16 protein-coding genes are annotated in these 19,481 nt (G+C 72.3%); 9 read left to right on the top strand and 7 right to left on the bottom strand.

The features are described from left to right. Positions 1 to 159: 159 nt before the first annotated feature. The gene (locus ACIP4Z_RS12610) at positions 160 to 2,649 is read left to right on the top strand and encodes a RelA/SpoT family protein (protein WP_391046604.1); all 2,490 of its coding nucleotides are present in this window, start codon (positions 160 to 162) and stop codon (positions 2,647 to 2,649) included. Between the two features lie 104 nt (positions 2,650 to 2,753). On the opposite strand, the gene ACIP4Z_RS12615 is transcribed toward ACIP4Z_RS12610, so the two are convergent. Both ACIP4Z_RS12615 and ACIP4Z_RS12620 read right to left on the bottom strand, forming a co-directional pair. Beyond that, positions 2,754 to 3,983 (bottom strand): DUF349 domain-containing protein, encoded by a 1,230-nt coding sequence (locus ACIP4Z_RS12615; protein WP_188285205.1) that lies wholly within the window; start codon positions 3,981 to 3,983, stop codon positions 2,754 to 2,756. Between the two features lie 143 nt (positions 3,984 to 4,126). Further along, entirely contained in the window at positions 4,127 to 4,981 is an 855-nt protein-coding gene (locus tag ACIP4Z_RS12620) for a peptidylprolyl isomerase (RefSeq protein WP_355332507.1), read from the bottom strand. Between the two features lie 266 nt (positions 4,982 to 5,247). Here ACIP4Z_RS12620 and ACIP4Z_RS12625 point away from each other — a divergent pair, with 266 nt between their 5' ends. From ACIP4Z_RS12625 to ACIP4Z_RS12635, 3 genes are all read left to right on the top strand, one after another. Further along, the gene (locus tag ACIP4Z_RS12625) at positions 5,248 to 5,958 is read left to right on the top strand and encodes an MBL fold metallo-hydrolase (protein WP_391046608.1); all 711 of its coding nucleotides are present in this window, start codon (positions 5,248 to 5,250) and stop codon (positions 5,956 to 5,958) included. Then, positions 5,955 to 7,241, top strand: coding sequence for a histidine--tRNA ligase (gene hisS / locus ACIP4Z_RS12630; RefSeq protein WP_391046610.1), 1,287 nt, complete (start codon positions 5,955 to 5,957; stop codon positions 7,239 to 7,241). Before ACIP4Z_RS12625 ends, hisS begins: the two co-directional genes overlap by 4 nt. A gap of 101 nt (positions 7,242 to 7,342) precedes the next feature. Next, positions 7,343 to 7,993, top strand: coding sequence for a vitamin K epoxide reductase family protein (locus tag ACIP4Z_RS12635; protein WP_401307097.1), 651 nt, complete (start codon positions 7,343 to 7,345; stop codon positions 7,991 to 7,993). 25 nt (positions 7,994 to 8,018) lie between these two features. Here the strand turns inward: ACIP4Z_RS12635 and ACIP4Z_RS12640 are convergent, their stop codons facing one another. Genes ACIP4Z_RS12640 through ACIP4Z_RS12650 form a run of 3 tightly spaced genes read right to left on the bottom strand, consistent with a single transcriptional unit; the run spans position 8,019 to position 11,602 of the window. Then, positions 8,019 to 8,849: a 3-oxoacyl-ACP reductase gene (locus tag ACIP4Z_RS12640; protein ID WP_401307100.1), complete on the bottom strand. Its 831-nt coding sequence runs from the start codon at positions 8,847 to 8,849 to the stop codon at positions 8,019 to 8,021. A 6-nt stretch (positions 8,850 to 8,855) separates the two neighbouring features. Further along, positions 8,856 to 10,217, bottom strand: coding sequence for an aldehyde dehydrogenase family protein (locus ACIP4Z_RS12645; RefSeq protein ID WP_401307103.1), 1,362 nt, complete (start codon positions 10,215 to 10,217; stop codon positions 8,856 to 8,858). An 11-nt stretch (positions 10,218 to 10,228) separates the two neighbouring features. Beyond that, a complete protein-coding gene (locus ACIP4Z_RS12650; protein ID WP_355332496.1) occupies positions 10,229 to 11,602 on the bottom strand; it encodes a glutamine synthetase family protein in 1,374 nt (457 codons plus the stop codon). A gap of 72 nt (positions 11,603 to 11,674) precedes the next feature. Here ACIP4Z_RS12650 and ACIP4Z_RS12655 point away from each other — a divergent pair, with 72 nt between their 5' ends. The 3 genes from ACIP4Z_RS12655 (at position 11,675) to ACIP4Z_RS12665 (ending at position 14,880) form a co-directional block, all read left to right on the top strand. After that, positions 11,675 to 12,508, top strand: a complete 834-nt coding sequence (locus ACIP4Z_RS12655) for a FadR/GntR family transcriptional regulator (protein ID WP_401307106.1) — start codon at positions 11,675 to 11,677, stop codon at positions 12,506 to 12,508. 278 nt (positions 12,509 to 12,786) lie between these two features. After that, a complete protein-coding gene (locus ACIP4Z_RS12660) occupies positions 12,787 to 13,509 on the top strand; it encodes a gamma-glutamyl-gamma-aminobutyrate hydrolase family protein (protein WP_401307109.1) in 723 nt (240 codons plus the stop codon). Positions 13,510 to 13,518: 9 nt separating this feature from the next. Then, positions 13,519 to 14,880, top strand: a complete 1,362-nt coding sequence (locus ACIP4Z_RS12665) for a replication-associated recombination protein A (RefSeq protein WP_355348717.1) — start codon at positions 13,519 to 13,521, stop codon at positions 14,878 to 14,880. A gap of 12 nt (positions 14,881 to 14,892) precedes the next feature. Here the strand turns inward: ACIP4Z_RS12665 and ACIP4Z_RS12670 are convergent, their stop codons facing one another. Further along, a complete protein-coding gene (locus ACIP4Z_RS12670) occupies positions 14,893 to 15,612 on the bottom strand; it encodes a DUF2470 domain-containing protein (RefSeq protein WP_355348848.1) in 720 nt (239 codons plus the stop codon). A 133-nt stretch (positions 15,613 to 15,745) separates the two neighbouring features. Between ACIP4Z_RS12670 and rpsD the strand changes: the two genes are divergently transcribed. Next, positions 15,746 to 16,360 carry a 30S ribosomal protein S4 gene (rpsD, locus tag ACIP4Z_RS12675; protein ID WP_188285197.1) on the top strand — a complete coding sequence of 205 codons (615 nt, stop codon included), beginning with the start codon at positions 15,746 to 15,748 and terminating at the stop codon, positions 16,358 to 16,360. A gap of 182 nt (positions 16,361 to 16,542) precedes the next feature. Here rpsD and ACIP4Z_RS12680 read toward each other — a convergent pair whose 3' ends face one another. Next, on the bottom strand, positions 16,543 to 18,705 hold the full coding sequence (locus ACIP4Z_RS12680; RefSeq protein WP_355348721.1) for a regulator: 2,163 nt from the start codon (positions 18,703 to 18,705) through the stop codon (positions 16,543 to 16,545). A 291-nt stretch (positions 18,706 to 18,996) separates the two neighbouring features. Here ACIP4Z_RS12680 and ACIP4Z_RS12685 point away from each other — a divergent pair, with 291 nt between their 5' ends. Then, on the top strand, positions 18,997 to 19,476 hold the full coding sequence (locus ACIP4Z_RS12685) for a DUF948 domain-containing protein (RefSeq protein WP_401307113.1): 480 nt from the start codon (positions 18,997 to 18,999) through the stop codon (positions 19,474 to 19,476). Positions 19,477 to 19,481: the final 5 nt, after the last annotated feature.

A 19,481-nucleotide genomic window follows, 5' to 3' on the forward strand; every position in this document is an offset into this window, starting at 1 on the left:
CGCGGGGCCCGGTTGCGGCCTCCTACGAGCGTCCTGCGGCCCCGTACGGCGTACGCGAGGCCCGTACGGGGCCCTGAGGCGGGCGCCCGGCAGGCTCGGGCGCCCGCCTCTCGCCGCAGGTCGATACCATGGAACTTCTACCCCGCGTGAGGAGTGCTCTTGCCAGACCAGGCCCAGCCACTCGACGCCGCGGGCGGGAAGGAACCGGCCGCGGGTGGCACGGGGACGTCCGCCGACAGCCGGACCGCCGCACCCACCCCCGCTCCCGCGCCCGCCAAGCCCGTCGCGCCAGAACCGGCCGCGCCCGCCGTACGCCCGGTGCGTACGCCCGGCAGCGTCGCGCCGACGCGTCCCGGGGCCTCCTCCAGCCGCGTCCGCGCCCGCCTCGCCCGGCTCGGCGTGCAGCGCTCCAGCCCGTACAACCCGGTGCTCGAACCGCTGCTGCGCGTGGTGCGGGGCAACGACCCGAAGGGCGACAGCGCCCAGCTCCGGCAGATCGAGCGGGCCTACCAGGTCGCCGAGCGCTGGCACCGCGGCCAGAAGCGCAAGAGCGGCGACCCGTACATCACGCACCCGCTGGCCGTCACCACGATCCTCGCCGAACTGGGCATGGACCCCGCCACCTTGATGGCCGGGCTGCTGCACGACACCGTCGAGGACACCGAGTACGGCCTGGACGCGCTGCGCCGCGACTTCGGCGACCAGGTGGCGCTGCTGGTCGACGGCGTCACCAAGCTCGACAAGGTGAAATTCGGTGAGGCCGCGCAGGCCGAGACCGTGCGCAAGATGGTCGTCGCGATGGCCAAGGACCCCCGCGTCCTGGTGATCAAGCTCGCCGACCGGCTGCACAATATGCGCACGATGCGCTATCTCAAGCGCGAGAAGCAGGAGAAGAAGGCCCGCGAGACGCTGGAGATCTACGCCCCGCTGGCGCACCGGCTGGGCATGAACACCATCAAGTGGGAACTGGAGGACCTCGCCTTCGCGATCCTCTACCCCAAGATGTACGACGAGATCGTCCGGCTGGTCGCCGAGCGCGCCCCCAAGCGCGACGAATACCTCGCCGTGGTCACCGACCAGGTCCAGCAGGACCTGCGCGCCGCCCGGATCAAGGCCACCGTCACCGGCCGCCCGAAGCACTACTACAGCGTCTACCAGAAGATGATCGTCCGCGGCCGGGACTTCGCGGAGATCTACGACCTGGTGGGCATCCGCGTCCTGGTCGACACCGTCCGCGACTGCTACGCGGCGCTCGGCACCATCCACGCGCGATGGAATCCGGTCCCCGGCCGGTTCAAGGACTACATCGCGATGCCCAAGTTCAACATGTACCAGTCGCTGCACACGACGGTCATCGGGCCCAGCGGCAAGCCCGTCGAATTGCAGATCCGTACCTTCGACATGCACCGCCGCGCCGAGTACGGCATCGCCGCGCACTGGAAGTACAAGCAGGAGGCGGTGGCGGGCGCCTCCAAGGTGCGCACCGACAGCCCGCGGTCCGACAAGAAGGACGACGCGGTCAACGACATGGCGTGGCTGCGCCAGCTCCTGGACTGGCAGAAGGAGACCGAGGACCCCGGCGAGTTCCTGGAGTCGCTGCGCTTCGACCTCTCGCAGAGCGAGGTCTTCGTCTTCACACCCAAGGGCGACGTGATAGCGCTGCCCGCGGGCGCCACCCCGGTGGACTTCGCGTACGCCGTGCACACCGAGGTCGGCCACCGGACCATAGGCGCCCGTGTCAACGGCCGCCTCGTACCGCTGGAGTCGACACTCGACAACGGCGACACCGTCGAGGTCTTCACCTCCAAGGCCGCGGGAGCCGGGCCGTCCCGCGACTGGCTGGGCTTCGTCAAGTCGCCGCGGGCGCGCAACAAGATCCGCGCGTGGTTCTCCAAGGAGCGCCGCGAGGAAGCGGTCGAGCAGGGCAAGGAAGCCATCGCCCGCGCGATGCGCAAGCAGAATCTGCCGATCCAGCGGGTGCTCACCGGCGACTCGCTGGTCACCCTCGCGCACGAGATGCGCTACCCCGACATCTCCGCGCTCTACGCGGCGATCGGCGAGGGGCACATCACCGCGCAGTCCGTCGTGCAGAAGCTGGTCGACGCGCTCGGCGGCGAAGAGGGCGCCACCGAGGACATCGCGGAGATCACCACCCCCACACAGGGGCGCACCAAGCGGCGGGCCAACGCCGACCCCGGTGTCATCGTCAAGGGCGCCAGCGACGTCTGGGTCAAGCTCTCCCGCTGCTGCACCCCGGTGCCGGGCGACCCGATCATCGGCTTCGTCACCCGCGGCAACGGCGTCTCGGTGCACCGCGCCGACTGCGTCAACGTGGACTCGCTCTCGCAGCAGCCCGAGCGGATGATCGAGGTCGAGTGGGCGCCCACCCAGTCGTCGGTCTTCCTGGTCGCCATCCAGGTCGAGGCCCTCGACCGGTCCCGGCTGCTCTCGGACGTCACCCGCGTGCTGTCCGACCAGCACGTCAACATCCTGTCCGCGGCCGTCCAGACCTCCCGCGACCGCGTCGCCACCTCCCGCTTCACCTTCGAGATGGGCGACCCGAAGCACCTGGGCCACGTCCTGAAGGCGGTACGCGGCGTGGAGGGCGTCTACGACGTCTACCGGGTGACCTCGGGCCGCCAGAGGTAAGCGAGGCCGCGGGCGGGCGGGCACGACCCACGACCGGCCCGCGGACGCCCGACGGCCCCGGCACTCATCATGAGTGCCGGGGCCGTCGGGCGTCCGCGGGCCGGTCAGCCGCCGAACTCGCCCATGCCCTTCAGGGCCGCGTCCAGCAGCGCCTGACGCCCGTCAAGCTCCGACTGGAGCTTGTCCGCCTTCGCGGTGTTCCCCGCGGAGCGCGCCGCGTCGATCTGCTTCTGGAGCTTCTCGACCGCCGCCTGGAGCTGACCGGTCAGACCGGCCGCCCGCGCCCGGACCTCGGGGTTGGTGCGCCGCCACTCGGCTTCCTCGGACTCGGCCAGCGCACGCTCCACCGCGTGCATACGGGCCTCGATCCGCGGCCGCGCGTCCCGCGGCACGTGCCCGATGGCCTCCCAGCGCTCGTTGAGCGAGCGGAAGGCGGCACGCGCCGACTTCAGCTCGGTCACCGGGAGCAGTTTCTCGGCCTCGACGACCAGCTCCTCCTTGAGCGCGAGGTTGTCGCGCTGCTCGGTGTCCCGCTCGGCGAACACCTCGGAGCGGGCGGCGAAGAAGACGTCCTGGGCGCCGCGGAAGCGGTTCCACAGATCGTCCTCGGCCTCGCGCTGCGCACGCCCGGCCGCCTTCCACTCCGTCATCAGCTCGCGGTAGCGGGCCGCGGTGGGCCCCCAGTCCGTCGAGTTCGACAGCGACTGCGCCTCGGTGACCAGCTTCTCCTTCGTCCGCCTGGCCTCCTCGCGCTGCGCGTCGAGCGACGCGAAGTGCGCCTTGCGGCGCTTGGAGAACACCGAACGGGCGTGGCTGAAGCGGTGCCACAGCTCGTCGTCCGCCTTGCGGTCGAGTCGCGGCAGGCCCTTCCAGGTGTCGACCAGGGCGCGCAGCCGCTCGCCCGCGGTCCGCCACTGCTCGCTCTCGGCGAGCTGCTCGGCCTCCGCGACAAGCTGCTCCTTGGCGACCTTCGCCTCTTCGCTCTGCTTCGCCCTGGCCGCCTTGCGCTCCTCGCGCCGGGAGTCCACCAGCGCGACCAGCGCGTCGAGCCGTTCGCCCAGCGCCGCCAGGTCGCCCACCGCGTGCGCCTCGGTCACCGAGACGCGCAGGTGCTCGATCGCGGCCAGCGCGTCCTTGGGCGCGAGATCGGTGGTCCGCACCCGTCGTTCGAGGAGGCCGATCTCCACGACGAGTCCTTCGTACTTGCGCTCGAAGTAGGCGAGCGCCTCCTCAGGAGAACCCGCCTGCCACGAACCGACCTCCTTCTCCCCGTCGGCCGTACGCACGTACACGGTCCCCGTCTCATCGACGCGGCCCCACGGGTCGCTGCTCACAGCGCCTCCTCCACGTGATGCCCGGCCGGCTCACGGCCGGACATCTTCCACAGAATTTCACCGGTTGGGCCGCACGCCCTGACCGGTCCAACGCCAACATAGGCGACCAGCACCCCGGCTGTCCGCATCCGATGCGGGCCCAATCAGGATTTGCTGACGGTCGCCTTGTTGATCACCACGGTCGCGTTCGGCGCGGTGTTGCCCGTCGTCTGGTCGGCGGGCTGGGCGCCCGCGGCGGCGATTTTGTCGAGCACCTTCATACCGGCGGCGTCGATCGTGCCGAACGGCGTGTAGCTCGGAGCCAGCGGGCTGTCCTTGTAGACCAGGAAGAACTGGCTGCCGCCGGTGTGCGCCTGGCCGGTGTTGGCCATGGCCACGGTGCCCGCCGGGTACGTCACGGTCTTCTGCGCGTCGGCCTTGCCGAACGCCGTCAGATTCTCGTCCGGGATCGTGTAGCCGGGGCCGCCGTTGCCCTGCGCGGTCGGGTCGCCGCACTGGAGGACGAAGATGCCCTCGGTGGTCAGCCGGTGGCACTTGGTGTGGTCGAAGAAGCCCTTGTCCGCGAGGAACTTGAAGGAGTTCGTGGTGTCGGGGGCCTTCGCCGCGTCCAGCGCGATCGGGATCGAGCCGCAGGTCGTCTGGAGCGTGAAGGTGTACTTCGCGCTCTTGTCGATCGCCATCTTCGGCTCGGTCTTCCACTGCTCCGTGCCCGGCGCGCCCGCGTCCGCCTTGCCGCACGGGTCCGGCGCCTTCGAGGGGGTCGCCGACGGCGACGCGCTGGCGTTGGCCGCCGCGTCGTCCGTGGACTTCTTCTTGCCGCTGCTGTCGAAGGCGCCCAGGCCCCAGGCGGAACCGCCGCCGATGACGACCACGGCGAGCACGGCGGCGATCACCGAGTTGCGCGTCCGCGACTTGCGGCGCATCTGCACCCGCCGCTGCTGCTGCCGCTCGAACTTCTCCCGGGCGAGCTGCCGCCGCCGCTGATCCTTGGTGACCACTTCGCCGTCTCCCGGTCGTGTCTCGTGAGTGCTGTGCGATGACTGTGTTTCCGCTGTCCACGACCTGTCGGCAGGCCGTGTGCCGCGGTGCGCTCGAACGCGAATACGCGTGCCGCAGATCTTCGCGGCATGCGCGTCCCCCGTCCAGTCCGCACGCGGTCCGATGAAGGCACAATACGAGTTCGCTGCGGCGGTACGGCGGCCGGTAGGCTCGTGAACGGCCGATATCTCCCGCGGCCGACACCGCGGACGACAGAAGGACGAACGTGCTCATTGCCGGGTTCCCCGCCGGGGCCTGGGGCACCAATTGTTATGTGGTCGCCCCCGCCGCGGGTGAGGAGTGCGTGATCGTCGACCCGGGCCACCTCGCGGTCCAGGGCGTCGAGGACACCCTCGCCAAGCACCGACTGAAGCCCGTCGCCGTCATCCTCAGCCACGGCCACATCGACCATGTCGCCTCCGTCGTACCGGTCTGCGGCGCGCACGACGTGCCCGCCTGGATCCACCCCGAGGACCGGTACATGCTCAGCGACCCCGAGAAGGCGCTCGGCCGCGCCATCGGGCAGCCGCTGATGGGGGAGCTGACCATCGGCGAGCCCGACGACGTCAAGGAACTGGCCGACGGCGCCGCGCTGACGGTGGCGGGTCTGGAGTTCTCCGTCGCGCACGCGCCCGGCCATACCAGGGGGTCGGTGACGTTCAGGCTGCCAGAGACCGCCGACATCCCGTCGGTGCTGTTCTCCGGCGACCTGCTCTTCGCCGGCTCCGTCGGACGCACCGACCTGCCCGGCGGCTCCATGGCCGAGCTGTACGAGTCGCTGGCGCGTGTGTGCCTGCCGCTCGACGACTCGACCGTGGTGCTCTCCGGCCACGGCCCCCAGACGACCATCGGCCGCGAGCGCGCCGCCAACCCCTACCTGGGTGAGGTGGCCCGCGGCCCAGGAGCCGGAGACCCGGCTCCGCGACGAGGATTGTGACGGATTCAGTGAGTTCCGCCGTACGCGCCTTCCAGGCCCCCAAGGGCACCTACGACCTGCTGCCGCCCGACTCCGCGGTGTTCCTCGCGGTGCGCGAGGCCATCGCCGCGCCCGCCCGCCGGGCCGGTTACGGCTATGTCGAGACCCCCGGTTTCGAGAACGTCGAACTGTTCTCCCGCGGTGTCGGGGAGTCCACCGACATCGTGACCAAGGAGATGTACACCCTCACCACCAAGGGCGGCAGCGAACTCGCGCTGCGCCCCGAGGGCACCGCCTCCGTCCTGCGCGCGGCCCTCCAGGCCAACCTGCACAAGACGGGGAATCTGCCGGTCAAGCTCTGGTACTCCGGCTCCTACTACCGCTACGAGCGCCCGCAGGCGGGCCGCTACCGGCACTTCTCGCAGGTCGGCGCGGAGGCGATCGGCGCCGAGGACCCGCTGCTCGACGCAGAGCTGATCATCCTGGCGGTGGACGCGTACACCGACCTCGGGCTGCGCGACTTCCGGCTGCTGCTCAACTCGCTCGGCGACCGCGAGTGCCGTCCGGTCTACCGGGCCGCCCTCCAGGACTACCTGCGCGGCCTGGACCTGGACGAGGAGACCCGCGCCCGGATCGAGATCAATCCGCTGCGGGTGCTCGACGACAAGCGCGACTCCGTACAGAAACAGCTCGCCGACGCGCCGCTGATCCGCGACCACCTGTGCGAGGCGTGCAAGGCGTACCACGAGGAGGTGCGCGCGCTGCTGACCGAGGCGGGCGTGGCCTTCGAGGACGACCCCCGGCTGGTGCGCGGCCTGGACTACTACACCCGCACCACCTTCGAATTCGTCCACGACGGGCTCGGCTCGCAGTCCGCGGTCGGCGGCGGCGGGCGCTACGACGGGCTCTCCGAGATGATCGGCGGCCCCGCGCTGCCGTCGGTCGGCTGGGCGCTGGGCGTGGACCGTACGGTGCTCGCGCTGCGCTCGGAGGGCGTGGAACTGGCCCTTCCCGCGGTCACCGACGTCTACGCCGTACCGCTCGGCGACGAGGCGCGGCGGGCGCTGTTCGGCACGGTCACCGCGCTGCGCAGGGCCGGGATCGCCGCGGACTTCGCCTTCGGCGGCAAGGGCATGAAGAACGCGATGAAGTCCGCGAACCGCTCCGGCGCCCGATTCGCGCTCGTCGCGGGGGAGCGGGACCTCGCCGAGGGCGTCGTCCAGCTCAAGGACCTGGGCAGCGGCGAGCAGACGGCGGTCCCGCTCGCCGAGGTGGTCGCGAGCGTCAAGGCGCGGCTCGTTTGACCCTCTTCCGTGTACCAGGGCGTGCAGGACTTATCCAGTCCTGACCGCCCTGGTGCACAATGTTGGGTGCCCGCTCCCCACGACCTAAGAGATCGGCGATCATGACGACTTCCGCGTTGGACGAGACGCGTACGGACGGCGGCGCCGAGGACGAGCGGCGGCCGGCCGACGGCATCGGAGCAGGGCGCGCGTACACCTGGCTGCTGCTGATCTGCGGCCTGCTCGGCACGGTCGCCGCGTTCGTGATCACCGATGACAAGTTCAAGCTGCTGGAAGACCCGAATTACACCCCCGCGTGCAGCCTGAACCCGATCATCTCCTGCGGCAACATCATGAAGAGCGAGCAGGCCCACGCGTTCGGCTTCCCGAACCCGATGATCGGCATGATCGCCTATCCGGTCATGATCTGCGTCGCGATGGGCATCCTGGCCGGCGCCCGCTACCGTCCCTGGTTCTGGCTCGGCCTCCAGGCGGGCACCCTGTTCGGTGTCGGATTCTGCACCTGGCTCCAGTACCAGTCGCTGTACAGCATCGGCTCGCTCTGCCTGTGGTGCAGCCTCGCCTGGGTCGTGACCATCGCCGGGTTCTGGTACACGGCGGTGCACAACGTCAAGCACCGGATCATCAAGGTGCCCGAGGGTGCGCGCACCGCCGTGCTGGAGTTCCACTGGGTCGTGCCGGTGCTCTGGTACGGGGTGCTCATCCTGCTGATCCTGACCCGCTGGTGGTCGTACTGGAAGACGCTGGTCTGAGCGGGTCCGCCGAGCGGCCCGCCCGCTACAGCGGCGTGACGTAGGCGCCGGAGATGCCGCCGTCCACCAGGAACTCGGCGGCGGTGATGAATCCGGCGTCGTCGCTGGCCAGGAACGCCACGGCGGCGGCGATCTCCTCGGCCGCCGCGAACCGCCCCAGCGGAATGTGCACCAGCCGCCGCGCCGCCCGCTCCGGGTCCTTCGCGAACAGCTCGCGCAGCAGCGGGGTGTCCACGGGCCCGGGGCACAGCGCGTTCACCCGGATCCCCTCGCGGGCGAACTGCACGCCCAGCTCCCGCGTCATCGCCAGCACCCCGCCCTTGGACGCGGTGTACGAGATCTGCGAGGTCGCCGCGCCCATCACCGCCACGAACGACGCGGTGTTGATGATCGCCCCCTTGCCCTGCCGCCGCATGTACGGCAGCGCGGCCTTGCAGCACAGGTAGACCGACGTCAGATTGACCTCCTGCACCCGGCGCCACGCGTCCAGCCCGGTGGTGAGGATCGAGTCGTCGTCGGGTGGTGAGATCCCCGCGTTGTTGAAGGCGATGTCGACCGAGCCGTAGGTGTCGTGGGCGGCCTTGAACAGCGCCTCGACCCGCTCCGGGTCGGTCACGTCGGTGGCGACGAAGAGCCCGCCGGTCTCCTCGGCCGCCGCCCGCCCGCTGTCCTGGTCGATGTCGGCGACCACGACCCTGGCCCCTTCCGCGGCGAACCGCCGCGCCGTGGCGAGGCCGATGCCGCTGCCGCCGCCGGTGATGACGGCGGTACGGCCGACGAGGCGGCGGCAGACCGGCTGCTCCGTCCCGGCGGCAGCCGTGCCGGTCACGTCTGTGCTGTCTGTGGTCTCGGGCATACCCTGCTACTCCTCGGTGCCGATGAAGACGTTCTTGGTCTCGGTGAACGCGGTGAGCGCGTCGGGTCCCAGCTCGCGGCCGAGCCCCGACTGCTTGAAGCCGCCGAAGGGCGTCCAATAGCGCACACTGCTGTGTGAGTTGACGGACAGATTCCCCGCCGCGACACCGCGCGCGAGCCGCAGCGCGCGGCCCAGGTCGCGGGTCCACAGCGAGCCGGACAGGCCGTACGGTGTCGCGTTCGCCAGCCGCAGCGCGTCCGCCTCGTCGTCGAAGGGCAGCACGACCGCCACCGGGCCGAAGATCTCCTCGGTGGCCGCTGGCGCGCCGGGGTCGGCCGGGGCGAGCACCGTCGGCGGGTACCAGAAACCGGGGCCCTCGGGCGCGGAACCCCGTGCCACGACCGGCAGTTCGGGCGTGACGTAGCCGCGGACCCGCTCGCGCTGGACCGCCGAGATCAGCGGGCCCATCGCGGTCGCCGGGTCCGCCGGGTCGCCGACCCGCACCGCCCGCACGCCGGAGGCCAGCAAGTCGAGGAAGCGGTCGTAGACCTCGCGCTGCACCAGCAGCCGGGTGCGGGCGCAGCAGTCCTGGCCCGCGTTGTCCAGGAACGCCATCGGGTCCGCGGCGCGCTCCAGATCGGCGTCCGCGAAGACGACGTTGGGGCTCTTGCCGCCCAACTCCAGTGTGAGCCGCTTCACTTGGGCCGCGCACCGCTCCATGATCCGCTTGCCGACCGCCGTGGAGCCGGTGAAGACGATCTTCCGTACGTCGGGGTGGTCGACCAGCCGCGCCCCGGCGACGGGACCCGCGCCGGGCACCACCTGGAACAGGCCCTCGGGCAGCCCGGCGGCCAGGGCGAGTTCGGCCAGCCGCAGGGCGGTCAGCGGGGTGGTCTCCGCGGGCTTGAGCACGACGGCGTTGCCCGCGGCCAGCGCGGGGGCGAAGCCCCAGGCGGCGATCGGCATCGGGAAGTTCCACGGCACGATGACCCCGACCACGCCGAGCGGTTCGTGGAAGGTCAGGTCGAGGCCGCCCGCCACCGGGATCTGACGGCCGCTCAGGCGCTCGACGCCGCCCGCCGCGTACTCCAGCAGGTCCCGGACGTTGCCCGCCTCCCAGCGGGCGTTGCCCACGGTGTGGCCCGCCTCCCGCACCTCCAGCGCGGCCAGTTCCTCCAGGCGCGCGTCGACCTCGGCGGCGAACCGCCGCAGCAGCCGGGCGCGTTCACCCGGCGCGAGCGCCGCCCAGTCCCGCTGGGCCCGCACCGCGGCGGCGACCGCCGCGTCCACGCCCTCCGGGGAGGTCGCCGCGACCGTCGCGACGACCTCCTCGGTGGCGGGGTTGAGTACGTCGTGGCTCTCCTGCATCCCGTCCGCCCTTACATCCGCTCGAAGGAGCGGAACCGCTCCCAGTCCGTGACCGCGGTGTCGAACTGCCGCTGCTCGATCCGCGCCATGTTCGCGTAGTGCGCGACGACCTCGGGGCCGAACACCTCGCGGGCCAGGTCGCTGCCCGACCACAGCTCGGCGGCCTCCCGCAGCGAGCCGGGCACCCGCTCGTACGACTCCGTGTACGCGTTGCCCGTACACGGCTCCGGCAGCTCCAACTCCCGCTCGACGCCGTGCAGTCCGGCCGCGACCATCGCGGCGACCGCCAGATACGGGTTCACGTCGCCGCCCGGCACCCGGTTCTCCAGCCGCAGCGACGGGCCGTGGCCGACCACGCGCAGCGCGCAGGTGCGGTTGTCCCGGCCCCAGGCGACCGCGGTGGGCGCGAAGGAGCCGGGGCGGAACCGCTTGTAGGAGTTGATGTTCGGCGCGAAGAACAGCGAGAACTCCCGCAGGGCGGCGAGCTGTCCGGCCAGGAAGTGCCGCATCAGCGGGGACATCGCGGTGGGGGAGTGGTCCTCGGGGTCGGCCATCGCGGGGGCGCCGTCCGCGTCCCGCAGCGACAGGTGGATATGGCAGGAGTTGCCCTCGCGCTCGTTGAACTTCGCCATGAAGGTGACCGCCATGCCCTCCTGCGAGGCGATCTCCTTGGCGCCGGTCTTGTAGACGCTGTGCTGGTCGCAGGTGGTCAGCGCCTCGTCGTAACGGAACACCACCTCGTGCTGGCCGAGGTTGCACTCGCCCTTCGCGGACTCCGGGACGAGCCCGGCGCCCGCCATCTCGTTGCGGATGCGGCGCAGCAGCGGCTCGACCCGGGCGGTGGCCAGCACCGAGTAGTCGGCGTTGTACTGGTTGGCCGGGGTCAGCCCGCGGTAGCCGCTGTCCCACGCCCGCTCGTAGGTGTCGCGGAAGACCAGGAACTCCAGCTCGGTGCCCGCGTGCGCGGTCAGGCCGTGCCCGGCGAGCCGGTCGAGCTGCTGCCGCAGGATCTGCCGCGGCGAGGCACTGACCGGGCTGCCGTCCTCCCACGTCAGATCGGCCAGCAGCAGCGCGGTGCCGTCCTGCCAGGGGACGCGGCGCAGCGTCGAGGGATCGGGGCGCATCGCGAAGTCGCCGTAGCCCCGCTCCCAGGACGACATCGCGTAGCCGTCCACCGTATTGAGGTCGATGTCGACGGCGAGCAGGTAATTGCACCCCTCCGAGCCGTGCGGCAGCACCTCCTCCAGGAAGAACGGAGCCGCGAACCGCTTGCCCTGGAGCCGCCCCTGCATATCGGTGAAGGCCAGGACGACGGTGTGGATCTCGCCCGCCGCCACCAGCGAGCGGAGCGCGCCGACGGACAGGGCTGGAGTGTGTTCTGCCACAGCGGAACCTCTCGGATCGGTCGGAAGACTTAAGGTATGGCTGTGAACCATTGATGGGAAGGGGGCCTCGCCATGACGGAGCGGATGACGGAACCGATGGCCGATTCGACGGCCGATTCGACGGCCGAGCCGGCGGCCGGGTCAGCGGCCGAGCGGCCGGCGGAGCCCCCGGCGCAGGCCGCCGATCCGCTCGACACGGTGCTGCGCCCGGTGCGCGGCGGCAACGGCTTCGAGGAGGCCGTGGAACGGCTGCTCCAAGTGGTCCGGCTCGGCCTGGTCCCCGCGGGCGGACGGCTGCCACCGGAACGGGAACTCGCCGGGCGGCTGGCGATCAGCCGGGTCACCCTGCGCGAGGCGCTGCGCGTGCTGCACGAGCAGGGTCTGGTCGAGAGCCGCCGCGGTCGCCAGGGCGGCACCTTCGTCCGGCCGAGGCCGCCCGGCGCGGACGGCCCGCCCGTGGACGCGGCGGGCCTGGGCGCGGCAGGTCTGGACGCGGCGGCCCTGGACGACGTGCTCCGCTTCCGCGAGGTGCTGGAGGTGGGCGCCGCCGGGCTCTGCGCCCGCGCTCGCCTCACCGGAGCGGACGCCGACCTGCTGCGGGCCCGGCTGCGCGCCACCGGGGACGCCTCCATCGAGGACTACCGGCGCGCCGACACGCTCCTGCACCTCGCGATAGCCGAGCTGTCCGGCTCCCCCTCGCTGGCCCGCCAGTACGCCGCCGTCCGCGCCCGGGTCAACCAACTCCTGGACGGCATCCCCATGCTGGTCCGCAACATCGAGCACTCCCAGGGCCAGCACGCCGCCCTGGTCGCCGCCGTCCTGGCCGCCGACGAAACGCGGGCGCGGCAGACGATGCGGCAGCACCTCGCGGGCACGGCGTCACTACTGCGGGGCTTTCTGTCCTAGGGCGTGTCCGTAAAGTCTCGTCTGGCTGGCGGCGCCTGGCACGCACGCTCGCTGCGTTGTCGGGCTCATCCGAATAGGCCCACTATGAGGACGGCCTCCCCCAGACTTCGTCCGGGGGCACCCCCACCGCCATTGCCGATCGCACGCACCAGACACCGCCAGCCCCGCCCTCCGGGCGGACGACGAGACTTTACGGACACGCCCTAGCACCGGGGCGGAAGATCGCGCCGGTTAAGGTACGAGTCCGGACCATTGGCCGACGCGGGAGGACGGGGACGGTGCCGAGGACGCTGCTGGTGGGGGTCACCACCTATCTGGAGCGGGCGCGCTGGGGGCTGTGGGACACCTCCGCCGTCCTGCTGCCCGCCGTCTACCCGCGCCTGGTGCAGGCCGCGGGCGCCGTCGCCGTCCTGCTGCCGCCCGACGCGGCCGAGCGCGCACCGGCGGCCGTCGCGCGGATGGACGCGGTGATCGTGGCGGGCGGCCCCGACATCGCGCCCGAGCACTACGGCGCACCACGGCACCCGCGCACCGGGCCGCCCGCACCGGAGCGCGACGGCTGGGAGTCGGCCGTCCTGCGCGCCGCGCTGGACGCGGCCGTCCCCGTCCTCGGGATCTGCCGCGGCATGCAGCTCATGAACGTGCTGTACGGCGGCACGCTCGTCCAGCACCTGCCGGACCGCGTCGGCCACGACGCCCACGCCCCCGGGCCCGGCGTCTTCGGCGAGCACCGCGTCACGCCCGTGCCCGGCACCCTGCTGGCCCGCGTGCTGCCGGGCCCCCAGGACGTGCCCACCTACCACCACCAGGCCGTCGACCGCTTCGGCGACGGTCTCACCGCCGCCGCGCACGCCGACGACGGCACCGTCGAGGCCGTCGAGGCGCCCGGCGAACGCTTCGCCCTCGGCGTGCAGTGGCACCCCGAGAACGGCACCGACCTGCGCCTGGTCCACGCCCTGCTCGCCGCCGCCGCCGACCGGGCTGTCACACCCAGCGCATAGGCTGCCGGAGTGGAGCCAGATCTGTTCACCGCAGCCGCAGAGGACCGTCACGAGCGGGATCCGGGCAGCAGCCCGCTCGCCGTACGGATGCGGCCCCGTACCCTCGACGAGGTCGTCGGCCAGCAGCACCTGCTGCGCCCCGGCTCCCCGCTGCGCCGCCTGGTGGCCGACGGCGGGGGACCGGCGGGCGCGTCCTCGGTGATCCTGTGGGGGCCGCCCGGCACCGGGAAGACCACGCTGGCGTACGTGGTCAGCAAGGCCACCGACAAGCGCTTCGTCGAACTCTCGGCGATCACCGCGGGCGTCAAGGAGGTCCGCGCGGTCATCGAGAGCGCCAAGCGCCAGGCGGGCGGGTACCAGCGCGAGACCGTGCTGTTCCTGGACGAGATCCACCGCTTCAGCAAGGCCCAGCAGGACTCCCTGCTGCCCGCCGTCGAGAACCGCTGGGTCACCCTGATCGCGGCCACCACGGAGAACCCGTACTTCTCGATCATCTCGCCGCTGCTGTCCCGCTCCCTGCTGCTCACCCTCGAACCGCTCACCGACGACGACCTGCGCGGTGTGCTGCGCCGCGCGGTGACCGACGAGCGCGGTCTGGGCGGCGCGGTGACCCTGCCGGACGACGCGGAGGAGCACCTGCTGCGGATCGCCGGCGGCGACGCGCGGCGCGCCCTGACCGCTCTGGAGGCGGGCGCGGGCTCCGCCCTGGACAAGGGCGAGGACACGCTCACCCTGGCCACCCTCGAAGAGTCCGTCGACCGGGCCGCCGTGCGCTACGACCGCGACGGCGACCAGCACTACGACGTGGCCAGCGCCCTCATCAAGTCCATCCGCGGCTCCGACGTGGACGCCGCCCTGCACTACCTCGCCCGCATGATCGACGCGGGCGAGGACCCGCGTTTCATCGCGCGGCGCCTGATGATCTCCGCCAGCGAGGACATCGGCCTCGCCGACCCCACCGCCCTGCCCACCGCCGTCGCCGCCGCCCAGGCCGTCGCCATGATCGGCTTCCCCGAGGCCGCGCTGACCCTCAGCCACGCCACCATCGCGCTGGCGCTCGCGCCGAAGTCCAACGCGGCCACCACCGCGATCGGCGCGGCGCTGGCGGACGTACGGGCGGGCAAGGCCGGACCCGTGCCCGCGCACCTGCGCGACGGCCACTACAAGGGCGCCGCCAAGCTCGGCCACGCCCAGGGGTACGTCTACCCGCACGACGTGCCCGGCGGCATCGCCGCGCAGCAGTACGCGCCGGACGAACTGCGCGACCGCCGCTACTACGAGCCGACCCGGCACGGCACGGAGGCCCGTTACGCGGACGTCCTGGACCGGGTCCGCGCCCGGCTCGCGGGCGAGGCCCCGGCCTCGGACTGACACATCCCCGGATCAGCAGTCGCGGGCCGCGTCGAAGAGGGCGTGCATCGAGCGGCGCAGCCCGTCGCGGTCGCGGACGGGTTCGGGGAAGTCGAAGCGGGCGTCGAAGACGCTGTTGTCGCCGGTGAAGCGCACGCGCAGCCCGAAGCGGTCGAGCGCCAGCGGCACGGCGCTCAGCGTCGGGCGCGAGCCCGCGAAGGCGCCGTCGCAGGACGCCTCGCGGCGGCCGACGAGGGCGCACAGCAGACCCACCTGGGCGCTGTGGGCGGCGGCGAGGTGCTGGAGCAGTTCGCTCTCGTACTCGGCGAGCGGGTCGGCGGCGGCGTCGGCGAACTCGTCGGGCTCGACCAGGGCGGCGCCCCACAGGTCGTCCAGCGAGATCTCGCCGGTCTCCAGGCGGAGCAGTGTCGTACCGGACTCCATCGCGCCGCCGGGGACGGGTGTCAGCCAGCCCGCGACCCAGGCCCTGCCGCGGATCCGGTGCGGCACCGCGACCGGCGCCACATCCGTGATCTCCAGCACAGCCTCGATCTCCTCGCCGCCCGCGGCCCGCACCACGCGCACGGCGGGGGATTCGTCGGGGAACAGCAGGAACACGTCGCCGGTGGGCCCCACGGAGCGGCGCACCGGGGTCATGACGTCGGATCCGGCCGTGGCCAGGCCGGGAATCGTCACGACGGCGGACGAGTTATTCTCGACGAGAGTTCGCGCGCGTTCGGCTGCCGAGGGCAGCCGGGGCGCTTCTTCCACTTCGGGACGCGGCTGACCATGTGCTGGTACGCCAGGCATGGGGTTCCCGGGTCGAAACATGCGTTCTCCTCAGCTAAGGTAAGCCTTACCTAATTTACACGGAGGTTCCACGCACGTGAATCAGTCGCGTCCCAAGGTCAAGAAGTCCCGGGCGCTGGGCATCGCGCTCACCCCCAAGGCGGTCAAGTACTTCGAGGCCCGCCCCTACCCGCCCGGTGAGCACGGTCGCGGTCGCAAGCAGAACAGCGACTACAAGACCCGGCTGCTGGAGAAGCAGCGGCTGCGCGCGCAGTACGACATCAGCGAGCGGCAGATGCAGCGCGCGTACGACCGCGCCAAGAAGGTCTCCGGCAAGCGGACCGGCGAGGCCCTGATCATCGAGCTGGAGCGGCGTCTGGACGCCCTCGTGCTCCGTGCCGGTCTGGCCCGGACGATCTACCAGTCCCGCCAGATGGTCGTGCACGGCCACATCGAGGTCAACGGCCGGAAGGTCGACAAGCCGTCCTTCCGGGTCAGCCCGGACGACGTCGTGACCGTCCGCGAGCGCTCCCGCGAGAAGACGCCGTTCATCGTCGCCCGCGAAGGCGGCTGGGCCGGTGAGGGCGAGGCCCCTCGCTACCTCCAGACCAACCTCCAGGCCCTCGCCTTCCGCCTGGACCGGGACCCCAACCGCAACGAGATCCCCGTCATCTGCGACGAGCAGCTCGTCGTCGAGTACTACGCCCGCTGACCCCCTCCGGGGAGGTCGCCGAGGTGGGGCACCGCGCTCCGTACGGGAGGCGGTCGCCCCCCGGGGCCCCGGTCAACCGGCCGGTGGCAAGCGGCCCCCGGGGCCGGCGGTGACGCCGCCGCCGTCGTGGTCGGTCGTGTAACGCGTCCCTCAGCCGCCGCTGGGAAGTGCCCCCGTCCCCCTCACTCGGGGGCGACCACCTCCGCGGGGGCCGCGCTCCTGGCGGGGGCCTTCCGGGCGGGACGCTCGCGGGTGGCGGCGGCGGGCGACGGGCGGTGGAGGGCGCGGTGGACCGCCGCGTCCAGCCCGAACCGCTCGCCTTCGCTCAGGGCGGCGGCGTAGGCGTCGTCACCCAGCGCCGCCCGCACGCGCGCCTCGCACAGCACGTGCGGGGCGTTGAAGAAGCGGGAGCCGAACAGGCGCAGGCCGACCGAGGCCCACAGGCGCCCCGCGGCGCCCTGGAGGACCGCGGCCTCGTGCGGGGCGCCCTCGTCCTCGGTGATGAGGGCCAGCAGCTCCAGGGCGAGCACCGCGCCGACCAGGTCGCGGAAGGCGTGGTCGATGGCCAGCGCCTCCTCGGCCAGCCGCCGCGCCTCCGCGCGGTCGCCGCCGAGCCAGGCGGCGTAACCGAGGACGTAGAGCGCGTAGGCCAGCGTCCAGCGCTCCCCGTGGTCGTGGCAGATGTCGCGGGCCTCCGCGGCGAGGGTCACCGCCTGGTCCAGGTCGCCCTGGAAGGCCACCGCCATCGCCAACTCGACCTGCGCCATGAGGACGTTGCTGTTGAGTTCGCCGATCCGGCGGTAGCGCAGCAGCGCGTCCCCGATGAACCGCTCGGCCCGCGGCATGTCGTCGGAGACCAGCGCGAGGCAGCCCAGCCGGTGGACCGCGTACGCCATCGCCGTGCCGTTGTCGGCCGCCTCGGCCTCGCTGCGGCACTGCTGGAGCACGTCGAGCGCGGTGACCGAGTCGCCCTGGAGCAGCGTCACATAGCCGTACACCCACATCGCCTTGGCGCGCGCCTCCGAGCGCCCCGCGGCGAGGTCGAGGGCCCGCTCCAGCCAGTGCCTGCCCTCCGCGAGCCGCCCGCAGCCGACCCAGCAGAACCACAAGGTGCCCGCCAGATACTGGCCGACGGCCGGGTCCTCCGGCGGCCGGTCCGCGGCGCCGTCCAGACTGAACTCCAACGCCAGCCGGAGATTGGGCAGTTCGGCCTCGACGCGCGCGGCCACCTCCGACTGCCGGGGGCTGAACCAGTCCAGCTCGCACCAGGTGGCCAGCCCCAGGTACCAGTCGCGGTGCCGCCGCCGCATCCGTACGTCGTCGCCGAGCGCGGCCAGCCAGCCCGCGCCGTACTCGCGGACCGTGTCCAGCATCCGGTAGCGCACCAGACCGTCGGCGCCCTCCTCGCGGCTGAGCACCGACTGGTCGACCAGCGCGGACACCGTCTCCACGATGTCCTCCTCGGCCAGGTCGGGACCCGCGCACACGTACTCCACCGCGTCCAGGTCGAACCGTCCGGCGAAGACCGACAGCCGCGCCCACAGCAGCCGCTGGCCCGGCGTGCACAATTCGTGGCTCCAGCCGATCGCCGTACGCAGCGCGCGGTGCCGGGCGGGCGCGGTGGGGTCGCCGCCGGTCAGCAGCCGGAAGCGGTCGTCGAGCCGTTCGAGCACCTGCTCCACCGACAGCGCCCGCAGCCGGACCGCCGCCAGTTCGAGGGCGAGCGGAAGGCCGTCGAGCCGGGCGCACAGCTCCAGGACGGGACCGCTGTTGGCCGGTGTCACGGTGAAGCCCGGCAGCACGGCCGCGGCGCGCTCGGCGAACAGCCGCACGGCGTCGCTGCGGGCGTCCGGCGCGGGCAGCGGCGCCAGCGGCAGCAGCCGCTCCCCGGTGATGCCCAGCGGCCTGCGGCCGGCCGCCAGCACCCGCAACCCCGGCGCGCGGCGCAGCAACTCCGCGGCGAGGGAGGCCACTTCGGCGTGCACCCGGTCGTAGCCGTCGAAGACCAGCAGCAGCTCGCGGCCGGCCAGCCGCTCGGTCAGCACCGAACGAGTCGAGCGGGTGGTGTGGTCCGCCAGCCGCAGCGCCTCCGCGACCGCGTGGTCCAGCAGCGACGCGTCGCCGAGCCCGGACAGGTCGACCAGCCAGACGCCGCCGAGGAAACGGTCCTGCGCGTGCCTGGCGGCCCGCAGCGCCAGCCGCGTCTTGCCCACCCCGCCGACCCCGGTCACGGTGCTCAGCCGGGACTCCGCCGCCGGCGACAACAGCGCGTCGAGCGCCGCGAGTTCGGACGTCCTGCCGACGAAGCCGGTCAGCTCGGCGGGGAGGTTACCCACAGTCTCCATGGTGTACGGAGCGTACTTGACTGTGCGCGGACCGTACAATCCCGTCGCCGAGTAGTGGTATAACGCCCGCGCTTGCCCGGTTGTGGGACAGCCCCGGCGCGCGCGTAATGCGGTACGGACGCGCAGGCCCGGCGCGATAGGGTCGGAGGCCGATGTCGTGGTGAAAACCAGCCGCGGACCGCGGTCGTGAGGAGCGGCCGAGGAAGCGGTCGCGGGAAGCAGCCGTGAGAAGCGGCCGAAACAGCGCGGCGAAGTGTCCGTGAGATGCCGACGGTGAGGGAGCGGAGCAACGTGTCCGGTGCAGAGGTGGCTGGCCTCATCGTGGCGGTCTTCTGGGCGATCCTGGTGTCGTTCCTGGCCGTCGCGCTGGTCAGGCTCGCCCAGACGCTCAAGCGGACCAGTGAACTCGTGGCAGGCATCACCGAGCAGGCCGTACCGCTGCTCGGCGACGCCTCCGACGCGCTGCGCACCGCCCACAGCCAGCTCGACCGGGTCGACACCATCACCGCGGAGGTCGCCGAGGTGACGGCCAACGCCTCCGCGCTCTCCTCCACCGTCGCGTCGGCCTTCGGCGGACCCCTGGTGAAGGTCGCCGCCTTCAGCTACGGCGTACGGCGCGCGGTCGGCCTGCGGACCTCCGGCGGAGCGGGCGCGGGCGCGGCGGCCAACGGCGCGGCGGGCACCGGCCGCTCCCGTGCCAGGACCGTCAAGGCAGGCAAGGTGCTCCCCGCCGCCCGGCGCGGCGGCCGTCGCAACCGCTCGAAGGACTGAGGCCA

Origin of the sequence: Streptomyces sp. NPDC088910 (assembly GCF_044749865.1) — a bacterium.
GTDB lineage: Bacteria > Actinomycetota > Actinomycetes > Streptomycetales > Streptomycetaceae > Actinacidiphila.

Bases quoted from the DNA above. Each gene is read 5' to 3' on its own strand.
- ACIP4Z_RS12640 (WP_401307100.1), bottom strand. From the start codon at position 8,849: ATGCCCGAGACCACAGACAGCACAGACGTGACCGGCACGGCTGCCGCC.
- ACIP4Z_RS12635 (WP_401307097.1), top strand. From the start codon at position 7,343: ATGACGACTTCCGCGTTGGACGAGACGCGTACGGACGGCGGCGCCGAG.
- ACIP4Z_RS12655 (WP_401307106.1), top strand. From the start codon at position 11,675: ATGACGGAGCGGATGACGGAACCGATGGCCGATTCGACGGCCGATTCG.
- ACIP4Z_RS12680 (WP_355348721.1), bottom strand. From the start codon at position 18,705: ATGGAGACTGTGGGTAACCTCCCCGCCGAGCTGACCGGCTTCGTCGGC.
- ACIP4Z_RS12645 (WP_401307103.1), bottom strand. From the start codon at position 10,217: ATGCAGGAGAGCCACGACGTACTCAACCCCGCCACCGAGGAGGTCGTC.